Origin of the sequence: Flavobacterium weaverense (assembly GCF_003688495.1) — a bacterium.
In the GTDB taxonomy this organism is placed as follows: domain Bacteria; phylum Bacteroidota; class Bacteroidia; order Flavobacteriales; family Flavobacteriaceae; genus Flavobacterium; species Flavobacterium weaverense.
The window spans coordinates 1-24,853 of record NZ_REFH01000009.1; the positions used below are offsets into that span (position 1 = coordinate 1).

Sequence of the window (24,853 nt, forward strand, 5' to 3'; positions counted from 1 at the left end):
CCCGCCTGCGCAGATGGTACTGCAGTTATGTGGGAGAGTATGTCGTCGCCTTTCTTTAAAAACCCTATTCATGTATTTGAATAGGGTTTTTTGTTATATAAAAAGTTGGGAAAATATATTTAATTCAACCAGTACCATTAAAATTTATTCGAAACCTTGATTCTTGTGAGTCAAGGTTTTTTATTTTAATTTTCTATATTTTAAATTAAATCTTTTAATTGACTGATTTCTGTCAAATGATTTCAATTAACTACAATAATTCGGTATTACGTTAGAATTTTATTTCATGAATATGGAAAAAAGCTGTTAAAATCAATTAAATTTCTCAGGTAAAATTTAAATTAATTAAAAATTTAAAAGTAGATTTGAATCACTTAATATTTTGGTGTTATTTATTTTTAATTGCTACTTATGAAAAGGAGAGATTTTTTGACCACTACGACACTTGCATCTGCAGGTTTGACATCATTTTTAGTTTCAGGATGTGAAGGATTAAATAAATCTGATCAACCAAATTCTAATGTCGAATCAGATTTAAATTTTGAACTTGATGAGGAAACAATTATTAGTTTAACACAAAAGCTGGATTCTGGTAAGTATACTTCTGAACAATTAGTTAAATTGTATCTCAACCGTATTGAACAAATCGATGCGAAAGGTGCAAAGTTAAACTCTGTTATCGAAATTAATCCTGATGCCTTGTCTATCGCTAAAGCGATGGGTTCAGAAATTAATTTAGGTAAAAAGCGAGGCCCTTTACATGGACTTCCTATTCTTATTAAAGATAATATTGACACAGCTGACAAAATGCAAACTACTGCCGGATCATTAGCATTAGAGGGAAATATTGCTTCTAAAGATGCGTTTATTGTTACAAAATTAAGAGAGGCTGGCGCAATTATATTAGGAAAAACTAATTTAAGTGAATGGGCAAATTTTCGATCGACCAACTCTAGTTCTGGTTGGAGTAGTAGAGGAGGCCAAACTAAAAATCCTTATTTTTTAGACAGAAATCCTTGTGGTTCAAGTGCTGGTTCTGGTGTAGCAGTTTCTGCTAACTTGTGCGTTGTAGCAATTGGTACAGAAACAGACGGTTCAATTGTTTGTCCTGCCTCAGTCACCGGTGTTGTAGGAATCAAGCCTACCGTTGGCTTAGTAAGTAGGAGTGGAATTATTCCTATTTCAAAAACTCAGGATACGGCGGGTCCAATGGCTAGGACAGTGGAAGATGCTGCAATTCTGCTTGGTGTTTTAGCTGCCGTAGATAATAATGATTCAATTACGCAAGAGAGTGCAGGAAAGAACTTTGCTGATTACACTAAATTTTTAGATTTAAACGGCCTTGCAGGAAAAAGAATTGGAATTGAGAAAAAAGCACAAGGAAATAATAAGTATGTTAATGAGCTTTTCGCAGTTACTGTTGCTATTCTGAAAAAGAATGGAGCAGTACTAGTTGAAATTGACTATTTGGATAAATTTAATTCTTTAGGCGCTTCAGAATCTGAAGTTCTTCAATATGAGTTTAAAGATGGAGTAAATAATTATTTGGCTAACGCAAATTGTAAAGTTAAGTCTTTGAGTAAAGTTATAGAGTTCAATCGTAAGAACGAAGATAAAGCAATGCCTTATTTTAAGCAAGAATTGTTAGAGAGTTCGAATGCGAAATCCGATTTAAGCGATAGAAAATATTTAGAAGCTTTAGAAAATAGTCACATTGGTAGTAAAAATATTCTAGGCAAAATTTTTACTGATAATCAATTAGATGCTATTTGTGGAATCACAATGGGTCCAACCTGCAGCATTGATACTATTTATGGAGATCGATGGGGAGATTATTCCTTAACTACTCCAGCAGCAATTAGTGGTTATCCACATATTACTGTTCCTTGTGGTAAAGTTTATGATTTACCAGTAGGTTTATCTTTTTTTGGTACTGCTTATACGGAAGGTAAATTGATTGGAATAGCATATTCGTATGAGCAAGCTTCTAAAAAAAGAGTGAAGCCAGATTTTAAAACATCTTTTCTAGGATAGAATATTCCTTACTGTAATTAATTTTAGACCTACTAAAATATTTTTCTATTAGAAAAATACTTAATGTTTTATACTCCCGTTTTTTTCAATAAAATTATAATTGGAAGACAAATCATCTCAATTGAATATGATGTAATAAAGCTAAGTTTAGAAGCAAAATGGACCAAGAGTAAACTAAATAAAATTTTAGACTGCTTAATCCATCTTGCTTTTAATAAGCACTAAGTTTATTAACAAACGTTTTCAATATTAGTAAAGTATTCTTTAAATTTAAGGTACTTGACAAATAGTAAAGCCGGTTAGATCTCATAAAATAGTAGAACATTTATAGACCTGTATCCTATTGTTAATTGAAAACATCATTCAACTTTACAATATAATTATATTTACATCTTTCCAACATTGTATGAACTATTCAAGCTAATAAAGAATAACAATCTTACTATTCCTCCTTGAAATCAACTGATAAAGAGTTTACACAGTAACGCTGACCAGTTTTTGTCGGTCCATCATCAAATACATGTCCTAAATGGCTTCCACAATTAGCGCAAAGTATTTCTGTACGCTTCATTCCGTGAGTTACATCGGAGATAAATTCTACTTTTCCAGGTATTGACTCGTCAAAAGAAGGCCAACCGCAATGCGCGTCAAATTTAGTATTGCTTTCGAACAATGATTCACCACACGCCCCGCACGCGTAAGTACCTTTTTCAAAGTTTAAATTGTACTTTCCTGTGTGTGGATATTCAGTTCCTTTTTTTCGAAGAATTCTATAACGTTCTTCTCCAAGTTCTGCCTTCCATTGTTCCTCTGATTTTTCTAATGGATATTTCATTTCTTTACAATTTAAGTTAGTCTTTTTTCAGTATTATAATAATTATCTTTTTTCTATTTATCTAAGAACGCAATTGTTTTTTCAATTACGGCATTATTTCCTAGAATTTTTCGGTGTCCTAAACCATGAGTTAACATCAATTCTCCATTTTTTAAATATTTATGAATATGAATTCCTGCCTTGACAGGAACTTCTGGATCATCGTGATCATGTATAACTAATACAGGAATAGTAGCTTTTGCTGCAGCGATATAAGCAGAATAGCTATTCATCTCTTCACCATATTTCTTTTCGAAATGCAAACGTAATAGTGTGCTAATATTTGGCTTTAACTCTAATTTAGCAACGAAATCATCTAAAATATCTTGGACAATATCACCGCTTCCTATTACAATAGCTTTATTAACTTTTAAACCGCTTTTTATAGCGTTTAGAACAGACATTCCCCCTAAGGAGTGACCGATCGCAGCTTCGAATGGTCCGAATTGCTTATCGATTTCCATAATCGAGCTAATAAAATCGGTCATAATTGTCATTTTTCCTGGAGACTTACCATGAGCAGGAGCATCAAAACTGATTGTAGAATATCCTATTTTTACTAATTCATCAGCTATCTTAAATAATTGTGTTCCTCGACCGGACCAACCATGAACTAGTAGTATTTTCTTTTTGCTATCTCCGTACTGATACAGAACAATTTCTTTACCAATCTCTGGTATGTTAATTAACTTTTGTGTGCTTTTACGATCCATATCTAACTCCCTTTTAGGAATTTTATGTTTTATTGGAGTCGTAAATAATTTAGAAGCAAAGAGTGTAATGAGTTTTGGTGAAATTAAAGAGATTAATTTACATGTTACTAACATAATCTTAGGAATTTTTAAAGATTGTGTATGTACAGAACTATTTTTTGTCATATCAATAAATTTTCAATCGGGCAATGATGTTAATTTTTTTTTAGTAAATTTAGAAAAACATAAAAGTAGTATTTTTTACAAACGTATTTATTGCTATTAACATAAAAGGGACAAATAAAGCGTAATTGCGATGATCGTACTAGAATTAATTATAAAATCAAATTTCATTTATGGAAATATTTCATATTAGTGCTGAATGTTATCCGGTAGCCAAAGTGGGTGGATTAGCGGATGTTGTAGGAGCGCTACCAAAATATCAAAATAATGCTGGACATCTTGCAAGGGTTGTTGTACCAGGTTATGATACAAAATTTAAAAGTGAAAATGATTTTGAGTGTGTTCATTGGGGACATGTGAAATTAGGTAATTTTAGTTTTCCTTTTAATGTTCTTAAAGAAACCACGGATATGCTGGGTTTTGAACTCTACTTGATAGAAATACCAGATCTTTTTAATAGAAAAGATGTTTACGGTTATGAGGATGACATCGAACGCTTTTTATCATTTCAAATTGCAACTTTAGATTGGATTATTGGAAGAGGTTCAGTGCCAGATGTAATTAATTGTCACGATCATCATACGGGTTTAATACCTTTTATGATGTTATACTGCCACAAGTATAATAAACTTAAAGAGGTGCCCTCAATGATTACAATTCATAATGGATTGTATCAAGGTCAATTCAGTTTTGATAAATTATATTATTTACCTCATTTTGATTTAGCGCACGTTCACGTTTTAGAATGGGATAATTGCATTAACTCATTGGCAGTAGGTATCAAATGTGCATGGGCGGTGACTACGGTTTCTCCAAATTATCTAAATGAAATTAATTATTCAGCTAATGGATTAGAATCCTTGTTTAATTTAGTTCGTTATAAGTCAAAAGGAATTTTGAATGGGATAGATATCGAAGTGTGGGACCCTGAAAAAGATTCTGCGTTAGAAAAAAACTATTCTATCAAAAATTTCGAACTTGGTAAACAAAAAAACAAGGAAAAGCTATGTAAACTTTTTGATTTAGATCCTAGTAAACCGCTTTTTAGCTTCATTGGAAGATTATTAGAGGAAAAAGGGGGAGATTTATTACCCCATGCTTCAGCTCTAGCTTTATCTGAAAATTATCAACAAATAAATATTTTGATATTAGGTTCTGGTAACACAACTATTGAAAAGCAGCTCAATAGTTTATTGCATGATTATAAAGGAAATTACAATACTTTTATTGGCTACAATGAAGAATTAGCGCATCTAATTTATGCAGGTTCAGATTTCCTACTGATGCCATCACGTGTTGAGCCTTGCGGTTTAAACCAAATGTATTCACTTAGATACGGTACGATTCCTATAGTAAGAAGAACAGGTGGATTAAAGGACACCGTAATAGATTTTGGAGATAACGGAAATGGTATTTGTCATGACCAAGCAAGCGTGAGAGATATTTGCTATTCCATTGATAGAGCAGTAGATCTTTTTAATGATAAAAAGCAATTCAATAAAATTAGAAAAATAGGGATGAACACGGACCATTCATGGGAGCGAGTTTGCCAAGAATACATAGAGATATACAAATTAATAAGTAACAAGATATGAAGGCTAAAAAGAAAAATGTAATTGCAATTATATTAGGGGGTGGACAAGGCTCAAGATTATATCCGTTAACCGAAACAAGATCTAAACCAGCAGTACCGATTGGAGGAAAATACAGATTAGTAGATATTCCGATATCAAACTGTATGAATTCTGATATTTACAGGATGTTTGTGTTGACTCAGTTTAATTCTGCTTCATTGAATGCACACATTAAAAACACCTATAATTTCAGTGTTTTCAGTCATGCATTTGTTGATATTCTTGCCGCAGAGCAAACTCCTGATAATCCAACTTGGTTTCAAGGAACAGCCGATGCTGTAAGACAATGTATGCCACACTTTTTAAATCATGATTTTGATTATGCTTTAATACTTTCAGGAGATCAATTATATCAAATGGATTTCAATGAAATGCTTGAAGCGCACATCAACAATGAAGCTGATATTTCTATTGCTACTTTACCAGTTAATGCTAAAGATGCACCAGAATTCGGAATTCTTAAAACTAATTCTGAAAGTTTTATCGAATCATTTATTGAAAAGCCAGCTAAAGAATTACTACCTGAATGGGAATCTGATGTAAGTGACCAAATGAAGAGTGAAGGAAAACATTACTTAGCCTCAATGGGTATTTATATTTTCAATAGAAAATTGTTGATTGACATTATGTCTAATCAGGAAACTAAAGATTTTGGTAAAGAAATTATTCCACAAGCTGTAGGTCATAAAAAAATCTTGAGTTATCAATACGAAGGATATTGGACTGATATAGGTAATATTGATTCTTTTTTTGAAGCAAATATTGGACTAACAGAAGATTTGCCAAAATTCAACTTATTTGATAATGAAAATAAGATATATACAAGACCTAGATTGCTTCCTCCTTCTAAATTTCAAAAAACTATTGTCGATAAATCGCTTATCTCTGAAGGCTGTATATTAAATGCAAAAGAAATTAATCGATCCGTCATAGGAATTAGATCTCGAATAGGAGATGGAACCATAATTCAAAATTCTTACGTGATGGGAAATGATTTGTATCAAAATATTGATGATATGAATGAAGACATCGTAAACAAGAGAAATTTAATTGGTATTGGAGAGCGTTGTTTTATAAATAATGCATTAGTGGATAAAAATTGTAGAATTGGTAATGATGTTTACATAAACGGTGGAGCGCACTTAGGGGATTTTTCTAATGAATTGTACGCCATTAAAGACGGAATAGTAGTAATTAAAAAAGGGGCAGTTATTCCAGATAATTACATTATCAAATAAATGTAAAAACTGTTATTACTTAAATTAATATTCTTTTTATAAAGAGAATTACACAATCGAACTATGAATAAAGTTATTTCGCACTCTCTTTTCACGGATTTTGACATTGATTTATTCAAAGCGGGAAAGCATTTTCGCTTGTACGAAAAACTTGGTGCACATCTTATCTCAGTCGATGGAGTCGACGGCGTTTACTTTGCTGTTTGGGCTCCTACAGCTCATTCTGTATCAGTTATTGGTGAATTCAATTTCTGGACATCTGGCGAACATCAGTTAGAAGTGAGATGGGATTCATCTGGTATTTGGGAAGGTTTTATTCCTCATGTTAAAAAAGGCACTACATACAAGTATAGAATACAGTCTAACAATAATGGCGTAATTACGGAAAAAGCAGATCCGTTTGCTTTTTACTGTGAGAAACCACCGCATACAGCATCGGTTATTTGGGACTTAGATTACAAATGGGGCGATGAAAAGTGGATGAAAACACGTCAAAACCACAATGGATTAGATAAACCTTATTCAGTTTACGAAGTTCATTTAGGATCATGGAAAAGACACAGCAGCGAAAACAGATTTCTAACGTATGTCGAATTTGCGGAAGATCTAGTAAATTATGTAAAGGAGACTGGATTTACGCATGTTGAGTTTATGCCTATTATGGAATATCCTTATGATCCGTCATGGGGTTATCAACTAGTAGGTTATTTTGCACCCACCTCTCGTTTTGGTAATCCACAAGAATTCATGTTTTTAGTTGATAAACTGCACGAAGCTGGTATAGGAGTGGTTCTTGATTGGGTTCCTTCTCACTTTCCTGATGATGCACATGGTTTAGGATTCTTTGATGGCTCTAATTTATTCGAACATCCAGATCGTAGAAAAGGTTATCACCCGGATTGGAAAAGTCTAGTTTTTAATTACGGTCGCAATGAAGTACGCTCCTTTTTAATAAGTAATGCACTTTTTTGGTTACAATATTACCACGCAGATGCACTTAGAGTAGATGCTGTTGCATCAATGTTGTATTTAGATTATTCTAGAAATGATGGAGAGTGGGAGCCAAATATTTATGGTGGAAGAGAAAATTTAGACACCATAAGTTTCTTAAAAGAATTTAATGAAGCTGTTTACTCTAATTTTGAAGGTGTTCAAACTATCGCAGAGGAAAGCACTTCTTATCCAATGGTTTCAAGACCAACATCAATAGGTGGTTTAGGATTTGGTATGAAATGGATGATGGGTTGGATGCACGATACTTTAGACTATTTTAAAAGAGATACTGTTTACAGAAAATATCATCAGAATGATTTAACTTTCTCTATGAATTATGCCTTTTCAGAAAATTTTATGTTACCGCTCTCGCATGATGAAGTTGTATACGGTAAAAAATCAATCGCTGAACGCATGCCAGGTGACGAGTGGCAAAAGTTTGCTAATTTGAGATTATTGTATGGCTATATGTTTACGCATCCTGGCACAAAATTACTTTTTATGGGATGTGAGTTTGGACAAAGTCGCGAATGGAATTTTGAAGGAAGTTTAGATTGGCATTTGTTACAATATCCGTTTCATGAAGGAGTGAAGAAATTAATAACTGACCTAAATAATTTATACAAAACGCAACCTGCACTGTATGAGAAGCAATTTAGCCAAGAAGGTTTTGAATGGATTAATTATTCAGATCATCAAAATGCAGTGATTTCTTTTATTCGAAAAGGGAACAAGCCTAAAGAATCAGTTATCGTTGTTTGTAATTTTACAGAAGTCGTGCGAACTAATTATCGCGTCGGAATTCCTAAGAAAGGAAAATTAACGGAGATTTTTAATAGTGATGCAAAAATGTATGGAGGAAGCGGTGTTTCTAACATCAAAAAAATCGCTATTCAAGCAATGCCATACGATGGTAGAGATTACTCAGCTGAGCTTGTTTTAGCACCATTAAGTGTATCTGTTTTTAAAATCTAAAAAAAATTACCGAGTAAGGTATAAGTAATGATTCTCACTTTTTTGAGAGTCATTATTTATTTTAAGTAAGGAGTAGCTATAACGTTTTCGTGAATAAATATTCATAAAAAACTGAATGCGAAGTAATTTTGTATTTTTGACAACCCAAATTTGAATAAAATTAATATTATAAAAAATGATTACAAATACAGAATTAGAATATAAAGGAGATTTATATCCCACAAAAATTGTTTCTTATGACCATGAGGTAGATTCTGTGAGTTTTTATACAGATAATAGTGTTATTTTGAAGGTAACCGTATTAAGAGATAGCTTAATTCGATTCAGATTTACTACCAAAGGATATTTCAGTAACGACTTTTCATATGCAATTGATAAAAGTCACACTCATGGATACAATTTTTTAGAAGTTACTGATGAAGATGAATATTACCAAATAAAGACTAGTAAAGTCAAATGTAAGATACAGAAAATTGATATGAGATTGTCAATTTTTGATTTAAATGACTGCATTATCTTAGAAGATGAACTTGGTTTTCACTGGGAAGAAAGTTATGAACTAGGAGGTAATATTGTAAAAATGAGCAAAACATCGAAAGATGGTGAATGTTTTTACGGACTTGGTGACAAAGCTACACAGCTAAATTTGAAAGGAAAAAGATTAGAGAATTTCGCAACTGATCAATATGCTTTTCAAAAAGATCAAGAACCTTTATATAAAGTAGTTCCTTTTTATATCGGGCTTCATAATAAAAAATCCTACGGAATTTTCTTTGATAATACATTTAGAACCTATTTTGATTTTTGTCATGAAAGAAGAAATGTAACCAGTTATTGGGCTGAAGGTGGTGAAATGAACTATTATTTTATTTATGGTCCCCAAATGGAAGATGTTGTAACTACTTACACAGATCTTACAGGAAAGCCAGAATTACCGCCTTTGTGGGCTCTGGGATATCATCAATGTAAATGGAGCTATTATCCAGAAAGTAATTTAAAAGAGGTAGCTGCAAAATTTAGAGAGTTGAAAATTCCTTGTGACGCCTTGTACTTAGACATCGATTACATGGAGGGATTTCGTTGTTTTACTTGGAATAAAGAGTATTTTCCAGATCCTAAAAGAATGGTCGCTGAATTAGCTGAAGATGGTTTTAAAACTGTCGTGATTATTGATCCAGGAATAAAAATTGACAAGGAATATTTTGTTTATAAAGAAGCTTTAGAAAAAGATTACTTCTGTAAGAGAGCTGATGGTCCTTATATGAAAGGAAAAGTATGGCCAGGAGAATGTAATTTCCCAGATTACACAAATCCAGTTGTGCGAGAATGGTGGGCAGGATTATTCAAGGAATTAATTTCAGATATTGGGGTAAAAGGCGTGTGGAATGACATGAATGAGCCAGCCGTTATGGAAGTTCCTAATAAGACTTTTCCAATGGATGTAAGACATGATTATGATGGAAATCCTTGTAGTCATAGAAAAGCACATAATATCTATGGTACTCAAATGGCAAGAGCGACGTATCATGGTGTGAAGCGATTCGCTTATCCTAAAAGACCATTTGTTATAACGAGATCTGCTTATGCAGGAGCGCAACGTTATTCTTCTTCTTGGACGGGCGATAATATCGCTACTTGGGAACATTTATGGATTGCGAACATACAAATGCAGCGAATGTCGATTTCTGGAATGGGATTCACCGGTTCTGATATTGGTGGTTTTGCAGAACAGCCTTCTGGCGAATTGTACGCTAGATGGATTCAACTAGGTGTTTTTCATCCTTTTTGTAGAACGCACTCTTCAGGAGATCATGGAGATCAAGAACCTTGGGCTTTTGATGAGGAAGTTATTGATATCACAAGAAAATTTGTGAATTTAAGATATCAGTTATTGCCGTATTTGTACACGATGTTTTGGCAGTACATTGAACAAGGTATTCCGATGTTGAAACCATTAGTATATTTTGATCAGGAAGATATTCAAACGCATTATCGAAACGACGAATTTATATTTGGAAATCAAATCTTAGTTTGCCCTATTTTAGAACCAAATGCATTAGGAAGAAGGATGTATATTCCAAGAGGTGATTGGTATAATTACTGGACAAATGAATATTGTAAAGGTGGAAAAGAAATTTGGATTGATACCAAGTTTGATGAAATTCCAATTTTTGTTAAAGCAGGATCTATAATTCCGAAGTATCCCGTTCAGCAATATGTGGGCGAACTAGAATTTGATGAGTTGTCATTAGATGTTTATTATAAACTTGGTAAAGAAAAGTCTGTAGTATATGAAGATGCTCAAGATGGATACGATTATAAGAAGGGTAGGTATAGCTTTTTGTCATTTCAAACTAATGGAAAAAATAATGAGCTAATTGTTCAAGTCCATAAAGAAGGGAAGTATGACACACAATACTCAAAATATAAAATTAATCTTATTGGACTTCCTTTTGCAATCAAGGCAATTCAAATTGACAATGTTGAATTCTTGTTTGATAGAGAAACTTTAAAAAAAGAGAGTTATTTAATCGTTGATAAAGGATTTACAGCTTTACATATTATAGGTGAATAACAATAATAATGAAACATTATGTTTAAATTATATAAATGTTAAAGTTTGTTAACAGTGTATATTTGTCCAATAAATTAAATCTTAGATTATGAAAAAACATATATTATTAGGAATATGCGCGTTAGGTTTAGTGTACTCTTGTGCGACTAATCCAATTACGGGAAAAAAGAGTTTGAACTTTGTTTCGAATAGTGAATTGTTTCCTTCATCGTTTCAACAGTATGGCACTTTTTTGAAAGAAAATAAAGTTATTACTGGAACTGCCGATGCAAGAAAAGTAGAAAATGTAGGTTTAAGAATAAAAGCTGCTGCTGAAAAATACTTAATTTACCTAGGACAAGGACAGTATTTAAAAGACTACCGTTGGGAATATAAATTAATTGATAACAAAGAAGTAAACGCTTGGTGTATGCCAGGAGGAAAAATCGTTGTGTACTCTGGTATTTTACCAGTAACAAAAACTGATGCAGGTTTAGCAACAGTAATGGGTCATGAAGTTTCTCACGCATTAGCTAATCATGGTGCGCAGCGTATGAGCGCAGGTCAGTTACAAGAAATTATCGGTGTAGGTGTTTCTGCAGCTACTTCTGGTAAAAGTGAGCAAACGCAACAAATTTGGAATCAAGCTTACGGGATTGGTTCTCAAGTAGGAGTAATGTTACCTTTTAGTAGAGGTCACGAAACTGAAGCTGATAAAATTGGTCTTACATTAATGGCTATCGCTGGATATAATCCTGAGGAGTCTATTACTTTCTGGACAAGAATGGCATCACAATCATCTGGTCAAGCGCCATCAGAGATTATGAGTACGCACCCATCTGATGCTACGAGAATTGCAAATTTAAAAGCATTAATTCCAGAAGCTAAAGCAATGGCTGCTAAAGTTGGAGTTATAAAATAATATTTTTTTAGATAATTTTAAAAAAGGCTAATCTCATTTGAGTTTAGCCTTTTTTTTGTTTTAAAATTGTTATTAATTGTTAAAGTTATTGTTGAGTAATAAGCTAAGCTTGTTACTATTTTAATACAACTATACTTTTTCTTTGGATAAAATTAAATAAATTCGCAACTCAAAATATCTACTATGGCTGATTTACCAAAAGGAAGTACGAAATTATTAAATGCTTGGGCTTTTTATGATTGGTCAAATTCTGTTTATACTTTAACTATCGCGTCGGCAATATTTCCAATATTTTATGAAGCCTTATTTTCTGATCGAAGTCATTACATCAATGCTTTTGGATTTAGCTTAAAAAATTCGGCGCTTATAAGTTTTGTAACAGCCATCGCATTTTTACTGGTTGCTGTGATGTCTCCATTATTATCTGGAATAGCAGATTATGCTGGTAATAAGAAGTCGTTTATGAAATTCTTTTGTTATGTTGGAGCACTTTCGTGCATGGGTTTGTACTGGTTTAATTTAGATAACATATATATTGGATTGATTTTCTATCTTTTTGGTTTGATAGGGTATTGGGGAAGTTTAGTTTTTTATAATTCCTATTTACCTGATATTGCTTTTGTAGAGCAGCAAGACAAAATTAGTGCCAAGGGATATTCTATGGGATATGTGGGAAGCGTAATTTTACTTGTAGTCAATTTAGCAATGATTATGAAGCCCACTATATTTGGAATTTCAGGTAGTTCAGGTGAAGCGGCAATGAAGGCGATGCGATATTCCTTTGTGATGGTTGGTGTTTGGTGGATTATCTTTAGTCAATATTCGTATTATTATTTACCAAAGGGTAATAGAAAAGATGATAAAAAAGTAACGCATCACTTAATTTTCAACGGCTTTAAGGAGTTAATGAAAGTTTGGATTTTGCTTAAAGCTAATATTGCACTTAAGCGATACTTAGGAAGTTTCTTTATATCTAGTATGGCTGTGCAAACAGCGATGTTAGTTGCTACATATTTTGGTGCTCAGGAAATTGAGTGGTCCTCAAAAGAGGAAAGCACTACAGGACTCATAATATGTATTTTATTAATCCAGCTTGTTGCCATTGTAGGAGCATTATTAACTTCCAAGGCTTCTGAAAAATTTGGGAACATACCGACATTAATTTTTATTAATTGTTTTTGGGTTTTACTTTGTGCGGGCTCTTTTTTTATCACGCAACCTATAGAATTTTATGTAATGGCTACTTTGGTTGGTCTTGTAATGGGCGGAATTCAAGCATTATCGCGCTCTACATATTCAAAACTACTTCCTGAAACTCAGGATACAGCATCTTTCTTTAGTTTTTATGATGTGGCAGAAAAAATCGGAATAGTAATTGGGATGATGGTTTACGGAATAATTGATCAAATTACTGGAAGTCCTAGATTCGGAATTGCTTCATTGGCAATCTTTTTTATAATAGCTGTTATTCTTTTGAATAGAGTGCCAAAAAAAGGTGTTTTAAATTAATAAAACATCTTACTGTAAAAATTATTTTTAATTACAATTTAGTAATATCACCTGAGCCGTTAACTTTAGTATCTTTTTTCTCAGGATCACCGCTATATTTAATATCACCCGATCCAGAAACCCTTGCATAAATACTTTCTGAACAGAAAATCGAACTATCACCAGATCCAGAAACAGTTACATTGGCGTTTTTAGATTTCATTTTAGAAGCCTTTATATCACCAGAGCCACTTAGAACACTATTGATATTTTCTGTTTTACCATTAAGTACGATATCTCCTGAGCCATTTAGCGTCACATCTAATTCTTTTGAGTCAATACTTAATCTTAAATCTCCAGAACCTGTTAGCTTAACAGCAAATTTATTAGCCATAATAGTATTTTTAGTATCAATATCACCTGATCCTGTTAATGAAACTTGACTAATACTTTCAAATGGAACAGTAATCAACAATTTCTTTCCATTACTGGTGCTTATATTTTTATTTTTTTCGGTACTGATTTTAAGTTCTTGATTTACTACTTCAATTTTAATATATGGCAATAAATTTTCTTCGCCGTTCAAAGTGATATTCCCTTCTTTTCCAGCAATTAATTCTACATCAAAAAAGCCTATTACTGCAATTTTGTCGTAAGCTGCAGTTACTCTTTTTTCAGAAACTACTTTGCCGTTTCCCTTAATTTTTTGATTAGAGAACCACTGCGCATTTGAGACTGTCGTGAATAATAGTGCACAAGTAAGTGCTAATTGGATTGATTTTTTCATAATTTTTTTTGGTTTTTGATTAATGTTTAATGATTATTGTTTATTGTTTTTTTTGCAGTGATACGTTTCCGTAATCAGATATGATAATTAAATTATTAACTCCCTTTTTCTTGTAAAATCCACTGTACTTTTTTGAATTTGAAACTACCTCTTTAACGCTAAAGTCTAGATCGTTATCATAATTAAAATTGGCATATTTCAAGGATACATTAAAATCGAAAGCATAGTTACTATCATAACCAATATTAATTCCGGTGTAACCGGCGGCAATGTTGACAGTGTTTACTTTGGCATTAATTCGATCAATATTTAAAGAACTATACTTTGTATTTAATTTTAAATAATCGGAAACTTCTCCAATGCGTATTGTCAAATAATTTCCAGCAGCATTCAATGTTTTGACACTTTTAATTGTGATCTTTCCGTATTTACTGCTGTACTTGATTTCGTCACTGTCAAATATAGTGACGTCTGTGTAATCTGAAATTAAATCTAATTTATTAGCCTCAGTTATTTTCAAATTCGAATATTTTGCTATTACGGTACCATTTTTTAAAAGAGCAATGGTAGAATTTGAGCAGTAATCAATTTGAACTGAACTGTTTTTAAGAAGTTTACCCGTATTTATTTTTCCATATTTACATTTGATTTCAGCATCGCCATAAATATCTGCGGTTACAATGTTACCATATTTGTTAATAAGCTTTACACTTCCATTTTTTGGTATTTTTAATGTATAATTAATTTCGAAGCTGTTATTTCTTCCTTGATTTTTCGAACTCGAATTACTAATAATTGTTGTAGCTGAAACTAAATTTTTTAGTGCAACAATATCTATGTCAATATCATTTATGCGCTGATTTACCCACTTTTCATTGTCGCCACTTACCTTTATACTGATGTCAAGTTCGACTTTATCTTCATTCCATGTTGTAACAGAAATATTACCGTACGAATTATCAATTGATAGGGTCACATCTGAGTTTACAGTATAGGCTTTACTAATATTTTTTTGTTTAGAATAATTGAAATCATTTTCTCCTGCGTATCCAAGAAATGGAATGATAAGTAGAAAAAATAAAATTTTACACTGTTTTTTCATCGGGAAGCTGTTTTAATTGTTCATTCTCTTCTATATGTTGCATCACGGTTTGTAAAAACGAAATCCTAGTTTGAAGATTGTTAATCATTGCGTAAATTATTTGCTTGCTTTCTCCGTTGGTTTCTAATTCGATTATTATTTTTTCATAATCTTGATCTAGAACTTTCATTTGCTTTAAAGCATCGTTGATGATTTTTCTATTTTCTGGAGATTTTTTCTCATTCAATTTCTCTAGCTCTTTTTTTATCACAACTGTAAATATGGAATCAGTTTGTCTTGTTTCTTTCGAAGCAAATTGAAACTCGTTTACTTTCTCTTCTGATTTATGAAAAAAAGATATTCCTAGTAACAGCGCAATTGAGGCTGCAATTGCTAACGGAAGAAAATATTTTTTTGATCTTTTTTTAGTCTTTAGTTTATTTAAAAATCGCTTGTTATGACCATCTTGTAAGTCTTCTACGTCCCAGTTTTGATTTACTTTTTGAAATACATTATCTATTTTATCATTTTCCTTTTTCATATTTCTTCTAATTTTTTTCTAAGACTTTCTTTAGCTCGACTTAAAGTTGTTCTACAGTTAGAATTGCTTATGTTCAAAATTTCGCTAATTTCTTCAGAATCGTAGCCTTCGATATAGAATAGCGTTAAAACCATTCTGTAATTATATTTGAGAGCGTTTATCGTTTCTAATATTTGCTTTACTTTTAAGTTATTAAACGATTCAACATCTGCTGAATCTTCACAATTATCCTCGATTTTATAAACACTATTATCAAAATCTTCTAAGCTAAATTGATTGTTTTTTTTGTAAAAATCTATACTAGCATTGACAATGATCCTCTTAAGCCAGGAGCCAAAAGCAACTTCTTGCTTGTAACTATTTATTTTATCAAAAGCTTTCAAAAAACCTTCTTGCATAACATCTTCAGCAAAGTGGGCATCTTTTACAATTCTATACGAAACATTATACATCGCTTTAGCATAGCGATTGTAAACTTCGCATTGTGCTTTTTGATTTTTTTGCTTACAAAGCAAAATCAAGTCCTCGATATTAATTTGGTTTAAACTCAATCAACTGGTTATGTTATACTATAAAGACTCACTAATTAAATTTATGTTACACTTAATAAAATTAATCTTTCTTTTTTCTTAAATTATTTATTTTTTTCTTTAAAAAAAGTAATGTTTTCCAATGCGTTTAAATTGTATAAGAAGGGGAAATTCCAAATTGAAACATTCGCTTTGGCACAGAGATTGAATCTTTTACCCTCTAGCAAATATTAGGTATTAAACACGGTTTATATGGTATTAGATTACTTTGAAACGGTATATTTGCTTAAATACTGATTTTTTTTAATGACAAAAAGACTTAAAATAATATATGTCAAATCACAAAATACTTACAATTGACAATCTGTCACTTCAAGAATTTGATTCTGAGGCAGATTTAATTCCACTTTTAACTCCTGAAGACGAGGAGGAAATGAATAATGAAGCTTTACCTGAATTACTCGCCATTTTACCTTTACGTAATATGGTTTTGTTTCCAGGAGTTGTGATTCCAATTACAGCAGGACGTGACAAATCTATTAAATTGATAAATGATGCCAACGCTGCAGGAAAAACGATAGGTGTTGTTGCTCAAATCAACGAAGAGGAAGAAGATCCAACGAAAAAAGATATTCATAAAATAGGAACCGTTGCGCGAATTTTACGCGTGTTAAAAATGCCTGATGGAAATATCACGGTAATTCTACAAGGGAAAAAGCGTTTTGAAATTGACTCTGTAGTAGATGAATTACCATATATAACAGCAAAAATAAAGGAAGTTCCTGAAAAAAGACCAAAGAAAAACGATACTGAATTTTTAGCAATACTGGATTCTGTAAAGGAGTTAGCAATCCAAATTATTAAAGAAAGCCCGAGCATTCCTAGTGAAGCTACTTTTGCAATAAAAAATATCGAGAGTCAATCTTTCTTGATAAATTTTGTTACTTCTAACATGAATTTATCAGTTAAAGAAAAGCAGGATTTACTTGCTATCAATAAATTAAAGGATAGAGCTTTAGAGACGCTTCGATATATGAATATCGAGTTGCAAAAACTTGAATTAAAGAATGATATTCAGTCGAAAGTGCGTTTTGATTTAGATCAGCAACAAAGAGAATATTTTCTTCATCAACAAATGAAAACCATCCAAGAAGAGCTAGGCGGTGTTTCACAGGAAGAAGAGATGGACGAGATGTTACAGAAATCTTTGTCTAAAAAATGGGATGAAAAAACCAAAAATCATTTCGAGAAAGAATTGTCAAAAATGCGCCGCATGAATCCGCAAGCGCCAGATTTTGGTATCCAACGAAATTATTTAGAATTATTTTTAGAATTACCTTGGAATGAATTTTCGAAAGATAATTTTGATTTAAAAAGAGCGCAAAAAATCCTTGATAAGGATCATTTTGGTTTAGAGGATGTTAAAAAAAGAATGATAGAGCATTTAGCAGTTTTGAAATTGCGAAATGATATGAAATCGCCTATTATTTGTTTGACAGGACCTCCAGGAGTCGGTAAAACATCGATTGGACGCTCTATCGCCGAAGCTTTAGGAAGAGAATATGTTCGAATTTCTTTAGGTGGATTACGCGATGAATCCGAAATTAGAGGGCATAGAAAGACATATATTGGCGCAATGCCAGGAAGAATAATCCAAAGTTTAAAGAAAGCTGGAACGTCAAATCCTGTTTTTGTTTTAGATGAAATTGATAAATTATCAAACAGTCATAATGGGGATCCATCATCTGCGTTATTAGAAGTTTTAGATCCTGAGCAAAATAATTCATTTTACGATAACTTCCTTGAAATGGGATATGACTTATCTAAAGTGATGTTTATTGCGACATCTAATAATATGTCGGCAATTCAACCTGCTTTACAAGATAGAATGGAAATTATAAGAATGTCTGGTTACACTATCGAGGAAAAGGTAGAAATAGCGCGTCAGCATTTGTTTCCAAGACAATTAAAAGAGCACGGAATGACTACTAAAGATTTATCCATTGGAAAAAAACAGTTGGAAAAAATTGTAGAAGGTTACACTCGTGAATCTGGTGTTCGTGGACTTGAAGCAAAAATTGCACAAGTAATCCGTAATGCGGCAAAGTCACTCGCTATGGAAGAAGAGTATAATAAAAAAGTAACTGACGAGGACATTTTAAAAGTTTTAGGTGTTCCAAGATTAGGGAGAGATAAGTACGAGACTAACGACGTAGCTGGTGTGGTAACTGGATTAGCATGGACTTCTGTGGGTGGAGATATTCTTTTCATTGAATCTTTACTATCTCCAGGAAAAGGAACAATGACTATTACAGGGAATTTGGGAACAGTTATGAAGGAATCGGCAACGATTGCATTAGAATACATAAAGGCAAATACAAAATTATTAGGATTAGATTCAGATATTATTTCGAAATACAACATTCATTTGCACGTACCAGAAGGAGCAACTCCAAAAGATGGTCCAAGTGCTGGAATCGCAATGTTAACCTCTTTAGTCTCTTTGTTCACACAAAAGAGAGTAAGGAAAAACTTAGCGATGACTGGAGAGATTACATTGCGCGGAAAGGTTCTTCCTGTAGGCGGAATTAAAGAAAAAATTCTTGCTGCAAAAAGAGCAAACATCAAGGATATAATATTATGTCACGAAAATAAAAGTGATATTGACGAAATTAAAGCAGAATATTTAGAAGGTCTTTCTTTTCATTACGTAAAAGAAATGAGCGAAGTCTTAGAATATGCTTTAACAGACCAAGATGTAAAAAATGCAAAGGTTTTGTAAATAAAAGAGCTTCCAATATTAAAATTCAAATTCCAAATCTTAATTTTTAAGAATTGGAATTTGGATTTTTTTTTGATTTAAATCAGATTTATAATTTTATCTTCGCAACTGCGTTTTACTTTCATAAATCGCACTTCAAAGAATGTTTAAAAAACTTTTATTATATCTTTTTCTACTTATTTGCGCTGCGTCACACAGTCAAATAGGAGGGAAGTATACCTATCAGTTTTTGAATTTAGTTACTTCGCCAAGGCAAGCCGCATTAGGAGGGAAAGTTGTAACTATTTACGACGATGATGTTAATCAAGTACATTTTAATCCTGCTACTATCAATGCAGAAATGGATAACCATTTAGCTTTGAATTATGGTAGCTATTTTAAGGAAGTCACTTATGGAACAGCATCCTATGCTTACACTTATGATCGTCATATTAACACTTTTCAAGCTGGAGTCAATTATGTGAATTATGGCAGCTTTGAGGGCTATGATGAAAACGGTCAATCGACATCATCATTTACAGGAAGTGAAATAGCGCTTTCATTTGGTTATGCATACAACATTCCGTATACAAATATTCATGTAGGAGCTAGCGCAAAATTAATATCTTCAAGTTTAGAGTCGTATCATTCTTTTGGAGGTGCTTTAGATATTGGTGCTTTGTTCATTGACGAAAAAAATGATGTAAACTGGGCCTTAGCAATTAGAAATATAGGAACACAATTTTCTACATATAATGATGTTAATGAAAAGTTACCACTCGAAATTATCGCCGGTGTTTCTCAAGAGTTAGAAAATGTTCCCATTCGTTGGCATCTTACCTTAGAAAATTTGCAGCAATGGAATCTCAGCTTTTCGAATCCCGAAAGAGGAGAGTCATCACTAGATGGCGAGGTGAAGGCTGAAAAAGTTTCATTTGTAAATAATGCTTTACGACACGCAATAATAGGAGTAGAATTATTCCCTAAAAAAGCATTTAATTTAAGAATTGGTTATAATTTTAGGAGAGCGGAGGAACTGAGACTTTTAGAACAGCGAAACTTTTCGGGAGTTTCTTTAGGATTCGGACTTAAAATGAATAAGTTAAAATTCAATTATTCCTACTCGAGATACACCTTAGCAGGAAATACAAGTCTGTTTGGATTAACAGTAAATTTTCAATAATATAAAAATTTAAATTTTGAATAAAAAAATTACTATCGCAATTGATGGGTTTTCATCGACTGGGAAAAGCACATTAGCAAAGCAAATTGCCAATCATTTAGGATATGTTTATGTGGATACTGGTGCAATGTATCGCGCTGTCGCTCTATTTGCAATGCAAAATGGATATATTACTTCTGAATTTTTTGATAAAGATTCTTTAATCAATAGTTTGCCTTACATAAAACTGCAATTCAAGTTTAATGATGCTTTAGGTTTTGGGGAAATGTACCTCAATGACGTGAACGTCGAAACTGAAATACGCACTATCGAAGTTTCTAGTTTTGTGAGCAAAGTTGCAGAGATTTCTGAAGTTCGATCTAAATTAGTGGAGCAACAAAAAGAAATGGGTAAAGACAAAGGAATCGTAATGGACGGCCGAGATATAGGTACTGTTGTTTTTCCAGAGGCAGAACTTAAAATTTTCATGACCTCAAGTGCAACTACTAGAGCGCAAAGACGTTATGACGAATTAGTAGCTAAAGGTGATAATGTGACTTTTGAAGAAGTTTTTAAAAACGTTGAAGAACGCGATTATATTGATACGCACCGCGCTGATTCTCCTCTTGTAATGGCTGAAGACGCTATCGAAATTGATAATTCTCACTTGGATAGAGAAGAGCAATTTCAGTTAGTTTTAGAAATCGTAATTGACGCTACTAAATCGATATAAATAGTTGCAGATATCATTTTTAATAGTAGATTTACGTCCTCTTATTTTTTAAATAAAAACAATTCATCTTATGGGAATTAAAAATAGATTGATAATAATGAGCTTTCTTCAGTTTTTTGTTTGGGGAGCTTGGTTAATTACAATTGCAAATTATTGGTTTGGCACCAAAGAGTGGGATGGAACGCAATTTGGATTGGTCTTTGGTACCATGGGAATTGCTTCATTATTTATGCCAACGCTAACCGGAATCTTAGCCGATAGATGGATAAATGCTGAAAAATTATACGGAATTCTGCATGTTCTTTACGCCGCCGTTTTATTCTATATTCCGCAAGTCACGAGTCCTGAAAATTTTATTTATATCATGCTTTTGGCAATGTGTTTTTACATGCCAACAATCGCATTGAGTAACTCTATTTCATACACAGCACTCAAATTAAATGATGAAGATGTAATCAAGAGTTTTCCGCCTATCAGGGTTTGGGGAACGGTGGGATTTATAGCAGCAATGTGGATTACAAATCTATCTGGAAGCAAGGCCACTGAATACCAATTTTATATTGCAGGTATCGCGGCATTAGTATTAGGTATTTACGCTTTTACTTTGCCAAAGTGTAAGCCACAGAAACTTACTAAAGAGAATGCATCGCTAATGGAAACATTAGGTTTAGAATCATTTAAATTGTTTGCTGACTATAAAATGGCGCTGTTTTTTATATTCTCTATGTTTTTAGGTGGAGCGTTACAGTTAACAAATGCTTATGGTGATGTATTTTTAGATGAGTTTAAGCATTTTCCTAAATATGCTGATTCATTTGTAGTAGAATATTCAACTATAATTATGTCTATTTCTCAAATATCTGAGACTTTGTTTATTCTTGCAATTCCTTTTTTCTTGAAGCGTTTTGGAATCAAACAAGTAATGTTGATTAGTATGTTGGCTTGGGTATTGCGCTTCGGACTATTTGCATACGGAAATCCAACTACAGGATTGTGGATGATTATAATGTCTTGTGTAGTTTACGGAATGGCGTTTGATTTCTTTAATATATCAGGATCACTGTTTGTAGAAACAAATACAGACCCTAAAAATAGATCTTCAGCACAAGGTTTGTTTATGATGATGACAAATGGTTTTGGTGCAGTTTTAGGAAGTTTCACTTCAGGATGGGCTATTGATAAGTACTTCACAAAGTCTTTTAACAATACAAAAGATTTAGCTGGCTTTCTAGAAACAGAACCAACAAACTCTAAAATGACTGAGTTTATAACAAGTCAGGGAAATGCGATTTCAAGCGATGGCCTATTTAGTAAAGTAGTTCTAATGAAAGATTGGCATACGATATGGCTTGCTTTTGCAATTTATGCTTTAATTATTGCGGTGGCTTTTGCTATATTGTTTAAACACAAGCATGATCCAAAAGCGCTAGAAAATATCAGTCATTAAAAGCAGCACGACAAACGGAAAGCCCGATAAATTTTTAAAAATTTGTCGGGCTTTTTTTTATATTTTTAGAATTGCAAGTTAATTTTGATTAGCCCCGATTGAAGCGGCATCCTTTTCAATAGTTTTCAGCATTTTAAAGGCTGGAAACTATTGAAAAGATAAAGCGGAAAGCGGGACTAGATTTCTTGAAAAGTAATAAAATTTGTGCTCCTAATAATCAATCAATTATACTGTTTACAAAGTTTTGTTATTTAATTTAAATGTGCTACTTTTGCAGTCCATTTGGTGAATAAGAGTTTCCTTTGGGGTTCAACTAATTATACAAACAACTTCTGCTGTTTTCTAGCACACTAAGAAACTCGAGAGAATACAGAATACAAATTTTTAATCAGCATGTCTGAACAAGTAAAATCACAAGAAGAGTTTTTAGCAAATTTTAACTGGCACAATTTCGAAGAAGGTATTGATGCTGTTGATCAAAAAAACTTACAAGAATTCGAAGAATTAGTTTCAAAAACATTTATCGCTACTGATCAAGAAGAGGTAGTTGATGGAACTGTTGTTAGAATTACAGATAGAGACGTTATCGTTGATATCAACGCAAAATCGGAAGGTGTTATTTCATTAAACGAATTCCGTTACAACCCAGCATTAAAAGTAGGTGATACTGTTGAAGTATTAATCGACATCCGTGAAGACAAAACTGGTCAATTAGTTTTATCTCATAGAAAAGCTCGTACTATCAAATCTTGGGATAGAGTTATTTCGGCTAACGAAACAGGAGAAATCGTTAATGGTTTTGTAAAATGCAGAACTAAAGGTGGTATGATCGTTGACGTTTTCGGAATTGAAGCGTTTTTACCAGGATCTCAAATTGATGTTAAACCAATTAGAGATTATGACGTTTACGTTAACAAAATGATGGAATTTAAAGTTGTGAAAATCAACCACGAATTCAAAAACGTTGTTGTTTCGCATAAAGCTCTTATTGAAGCGGATATCGAAATTCAGAAAAAAGAAATCATCGGTCAATTACAAAAAGGTCAAGTATTAGAAGGTGTTGTTAAAAACATTACTTCTTACGGTGTCTTTATTGACTTAGGTGGAGTTGATGGATTGATTCACATTACTGACCTTTCTTGGTCAAGAATTAATCACCCATCTGAAGTTCTTGAATTAGATCAAAAATTAAATGTTGTAATCCTTGATTTCGATGATGAGAAAACAAGAATTCAATTAGGATTGAAACAATTAAATGCTCACCCTTGGGATGCTCTAGATGCTAAATTAGCAATAGGAGACAAAGTAAAAGGTAAAGTAGTTGTAATCGCTGATTACGGTGCATTTATCGAAGTTGCTGAAGGTGTTGAAGGTTTAATCCACGTTTCTGAAATGTCATGGTCTACTCATTTACGTTCTGCACAAGATTTCGTAAAAGTAGGAGATGTTGTTGAGGCTGTTATCTTAACTTTAGATAGAGATGACCGTAAAATGTCATTAGGTATCAAACAATTATCTCAAGATCCTTGGACTGATATCACTTCTAAATACCCAGTAGGTTCTAAACATACAGGTATCGTTAGAAACTTTACAAACTTTGGTATTTTCGTAGAACTTGAAGAAGGAATTGATGGATTAATCTACATTTCTGACCTTTCTTGGACTAAGAAAATCAAACACCCATCTGAATTTGTAAATGTTGGTGAGAAACTTGACGTAGTAGTATTAGAATTAGATGTTGACGGACGTAAATTATCTTTAGGTCATAAACAAACTACTGCTAATCCTTGGGATCAGTATGAAGATTCTTTCGCTGTAGGAACTATCCACAACGGTGAAATTTCTGAAATTGTTGATAAAGGAGCTACTGTAGAATTCGGAGATGATATCGTTGCTTTCATTCCTACTCGTCACCTTGAAAAAGAAGACGGAAAGAAATTGAAAAAAGGTGATTCAGCTGATTTCAAAGTAATCGAATTTAACAAAGAATTTAAAAGAGTTGTTGCATCTCACACTGCTATCTTCCGTGAAGAAGAAGAGAAAAATGTGAAAGCAGCTACTGAAAATACTTCTTCTGCATCTTCATCTACTAATAATGCAGCTGCTGCAACTTTAGGAGATAACAATGATGTATTAGCAGCATTGAAAGCTAAAATGGAAAAATCAGAGAAAAAATAATTTCTTGAAATTTTTTGAATATAGAAAGCCTCACATAAATGTGAGG

The 24,853-nt window shown here is 32.7% G+C and carries 18 protein-coding genes; 12 read left to right on the forward strand and 6 right to left on the reverse strand.

Translation table 11 applies throughout. The features are described from left to right. Nucleotides 1–411: 411 nt before the first annotated feature. Complete coding sequence (locus BC961_RS06790; protein ID WP_121925121.1) at nt 412–2,034, forward strand: amidase; 1,623 nt, start codon at nt 412–414, stop codon at nt 2,032–2,034. A gap of 442 nt (nt 2,035–2,476) precedes the next feature. Here the strand turns inward: BC961_RS06790 and msrB are convergent, their stop codons facing one another. Together msrB and BC961_RS06800 are read right to left on the reverse strand one after the other, a co-directional pair. Continuing rightward, a complete protein-coding gene (gene msrB, locus BC961_RS06795) occupies nt 2,477–2,869 on the reverse strand; it encodes a peptide-methionine (R)-S-oxide reductase MsrB (protein ID WP_121925122.1) in 393 nt (130 codons plus the stop codon). 53 nt (nt 2,870–2,922) lie between these two features. Further along, a complete protein-coding gene (locus BC961_RS06800; RefSeq protein ID WP_121925123.1) occupies nt 2,923–3,786 on the reverse strand; it encodes an alpha/beta hydrolase in 864 nt (287 codons plus the stop codon). 170 nt (nt 3,787–3,956) lie between these two features. Here BC961_RS06800 and BC961_RS06805 point away from each other — a divergent pair, with 170 nt between their 5' ends. The 6 genes from BC961_RS06805 (at nt 3,957) to BC961_RS06830 (ending at nt 13,608) form a co-directional block, all read left to right on the forward strand. Then, a complete protein-coding gene (locus tag BC961_RS06805; RefSeq protein WP_121925124.1) occupies nt 3,957–5,378 on the forward strand; it encodes a glycogen synthase in 1,422 nt (473 codons plus the stop codon). Beyond that, nucleotides 5,375–6,655 carry a glucose-1-phosphate adenylyltransferase gene (locus BC961_RS06810; RefSeq protein WP_121925125.1) on the forward strand — a complete coding sequence of 427 codons (1,281 nt, stop codon included), beginning with the start codon at nt 5,375–5,377 and terminating at the stop codon, nt 6,653–6,655. Before BC961_RS06805 ends, BC961_RS06810 begins: the two co-directional genes overlap by 4 nt. Nucleotides 6,656–6,718: 63 nt before the next feature. Then, nucleotides 6,719–8,623: a 1,4-alpha-glucan branching protein GlgB gene (gene glgB, locus BC961_RS06815; RefSeq protein WP_121925126.1), complete on the forward strand. Its 1,905-nt coding sequence runs from the start codon at nt 6,719–6,721 to the stop codon at nt 8,621–8,623. 175 nt (nt 8,624–8,798) lie between these two features. Then, complete coding sequence (locus tag BC961_RS06820) at nt 8,799–11,198, forward strand: glycoside hydrolase family 31 protein (RefSeq protein ID WP_121925127.1); 2,400 nt, start codon at nt 8,799–8,801, stop codon at nt 11,196–11,198. 88 nt (nt 11,199–11,286) lie between these two features. Next, complete coding sequence (locus BC961_RS06825) at nt 11,287–12,099, forward strand: M48 family metallopeptidase (protein ID WP_121925128.1); 813 nt, start codon at nt 11,287–11,289, stop codon at nt 12,097–12,099. A gap of 183 nt (nt 12,100–12,282) precedes the next feature. Next, nucleotides 12,283–13,608 carry an MFS transporter gene (locus BC961_RS06830; RefSeq protein WP_121925129.1) on the forward strand — a complete coding sequence of 442 codons (1,326 nt, stop codon included), beginning with the start codon at nt 12,283–12,285 and terminating at the stop codon, nt 13,606–13,608. A gap of 31 nt (nt 13,609–13,639) precedes the next feature. On the opposite strand, the gene BC961_RS06835 is transcribed toward BC961_RS06830, so the two are convergent. Genes BC961_RS06835 through BC961_RS06850 form a run of 4 tightly spaced genes read right to left on the reverse strand, consistent with a single transcriptional unit; the run spans nt 13,640 to nt 16,547 of the window. Next, nucleotides 13,640–14,374: a head GIN domain-containing protein gene (locus BC961_RS06835; RefSeq protein WP_121925130.1), complete on the reverse strand. Its 735-nt coding sequence runs from the start codon at nt 14,372–14,374 to the stop codon at nt 13,640–13,642. A gap of 40 nt (nt 14,375–14,414) precedes the next feature. Further along, nucleotides 14,415–15,476, reverse strand: a complete 1,062-nt coding sequence (locus BC961_RS06840; protein ID WP_121925131.1) for a hypothetical protein — start codon at nt 15,474–15,476, stop codon at nt 14,415–14,417. Then, a complete protein-coding gene (locus BC961_RS06845; RefSeq protein WP_121925132.1) occupies nt 15,460–15,996 on the reverse strand; it encodes an anti-sigma factor in 537 nt (178 codons plus the stop codon). Before BC961_RS06845 ends, BC961_RS06840 begins: the two co-directional genes overlap by 17 nt. Next, nucleotides 15,993–16,547 carry an RNA polymerase sigma factor gene (locus tag BC961_RS06850; RefSeq protein WP_121925133.1) on the reverse strand — a complete coding sequence of 185 codons (555 nt, stop codon included), beginning with the start codon at nt 16,545–16,547 and terminating at the stop codon, nt 15,993–15,995. The genes BC961_RS06845 and BC961_RS06850 overlap by 4 nt, the downstream gene beginning before the upstream one ends. 310 nt (nt 16,548–16,857) lie before the next feature. On the opposite strand from BC961_RS06850, the gene lon reads away from it, so the two are divergent. The 5 genes from lon to rpsA all read left to right on the forward strand — a co-directional run bounded on the left by lon (nt 16,858) and on the right by rpsA (nt 24,807). Then, nucleotides 16,858–19,308 carry an endopeptidase La gene (gene lon / locus BC961_RS06855; RefSeq protein ID WP_121925134.1) on the forward strand — a complete coding sequence of 817 codons (2,451 nt, stop codon included), beginning with the start codon at nt 16,858–16,860 and terminating at the stop codon, nt 19,306–19,308. A 142-nt stretch (nt 19,309–19,450) separates the two neighbouring features. After that, nucleotides 19,451–20,470 carry a type IX secretion system protein PorQ gene (gene porQ / locus BC961_RS06860; RefSeq protein ID WP_121925135.1) on the forward strand — a complete coding sequence of 340 codons (1,020 nt, stop codon included), beginning with the start codon at nt 19,451–19,453 and terminating at the stop codon, nt 20,468–20,470. A gap of 16 nt (nt 20,471–20,486) precedes the next feature. Then, the gene (gene cmk, locus BC961_RS06865; RefSeq protein ID WP_121925136.1) at nt 20,487–21,182 is read left to right on the forward strand and encodes a (d)CMP kinase; all 696 of its coding nucleotides are present in this window, start codon (nt 20,487–20,489) and stop codon (nt 21,180–21,182) included. A gap of 70 nt (nt 21,183–21,252) precedes the next feature. Further along, nucleotides 21,253–22,629 carry a nucleoside permease gene (locus tag BC961_RS06870; RefSeq protein ID WP_121925137.1) on the forward strand — a complete coding sequence of 459 codons (1,377 nt, stop codon included), beginning with the start codon at nt 21,253–21,255 and terminating at the stop codon, nt 22,627–22,629. Between the two features lie 393 nt (nt 22,630–23,022). Then, nucleotides 23,023–24,807, forward strand: a complete 1,785-nt coding sequence (rpsA, locus tag BC961_RS06875) for a 30S ribosomal protein S1 (protein ID WP_121925138.1) — start codon at nt 23,023–23,025, stop codon at nt 24,805–24,807. Nucleotides 24,808–24,853 lie beyond the last annotated feature (46 nt).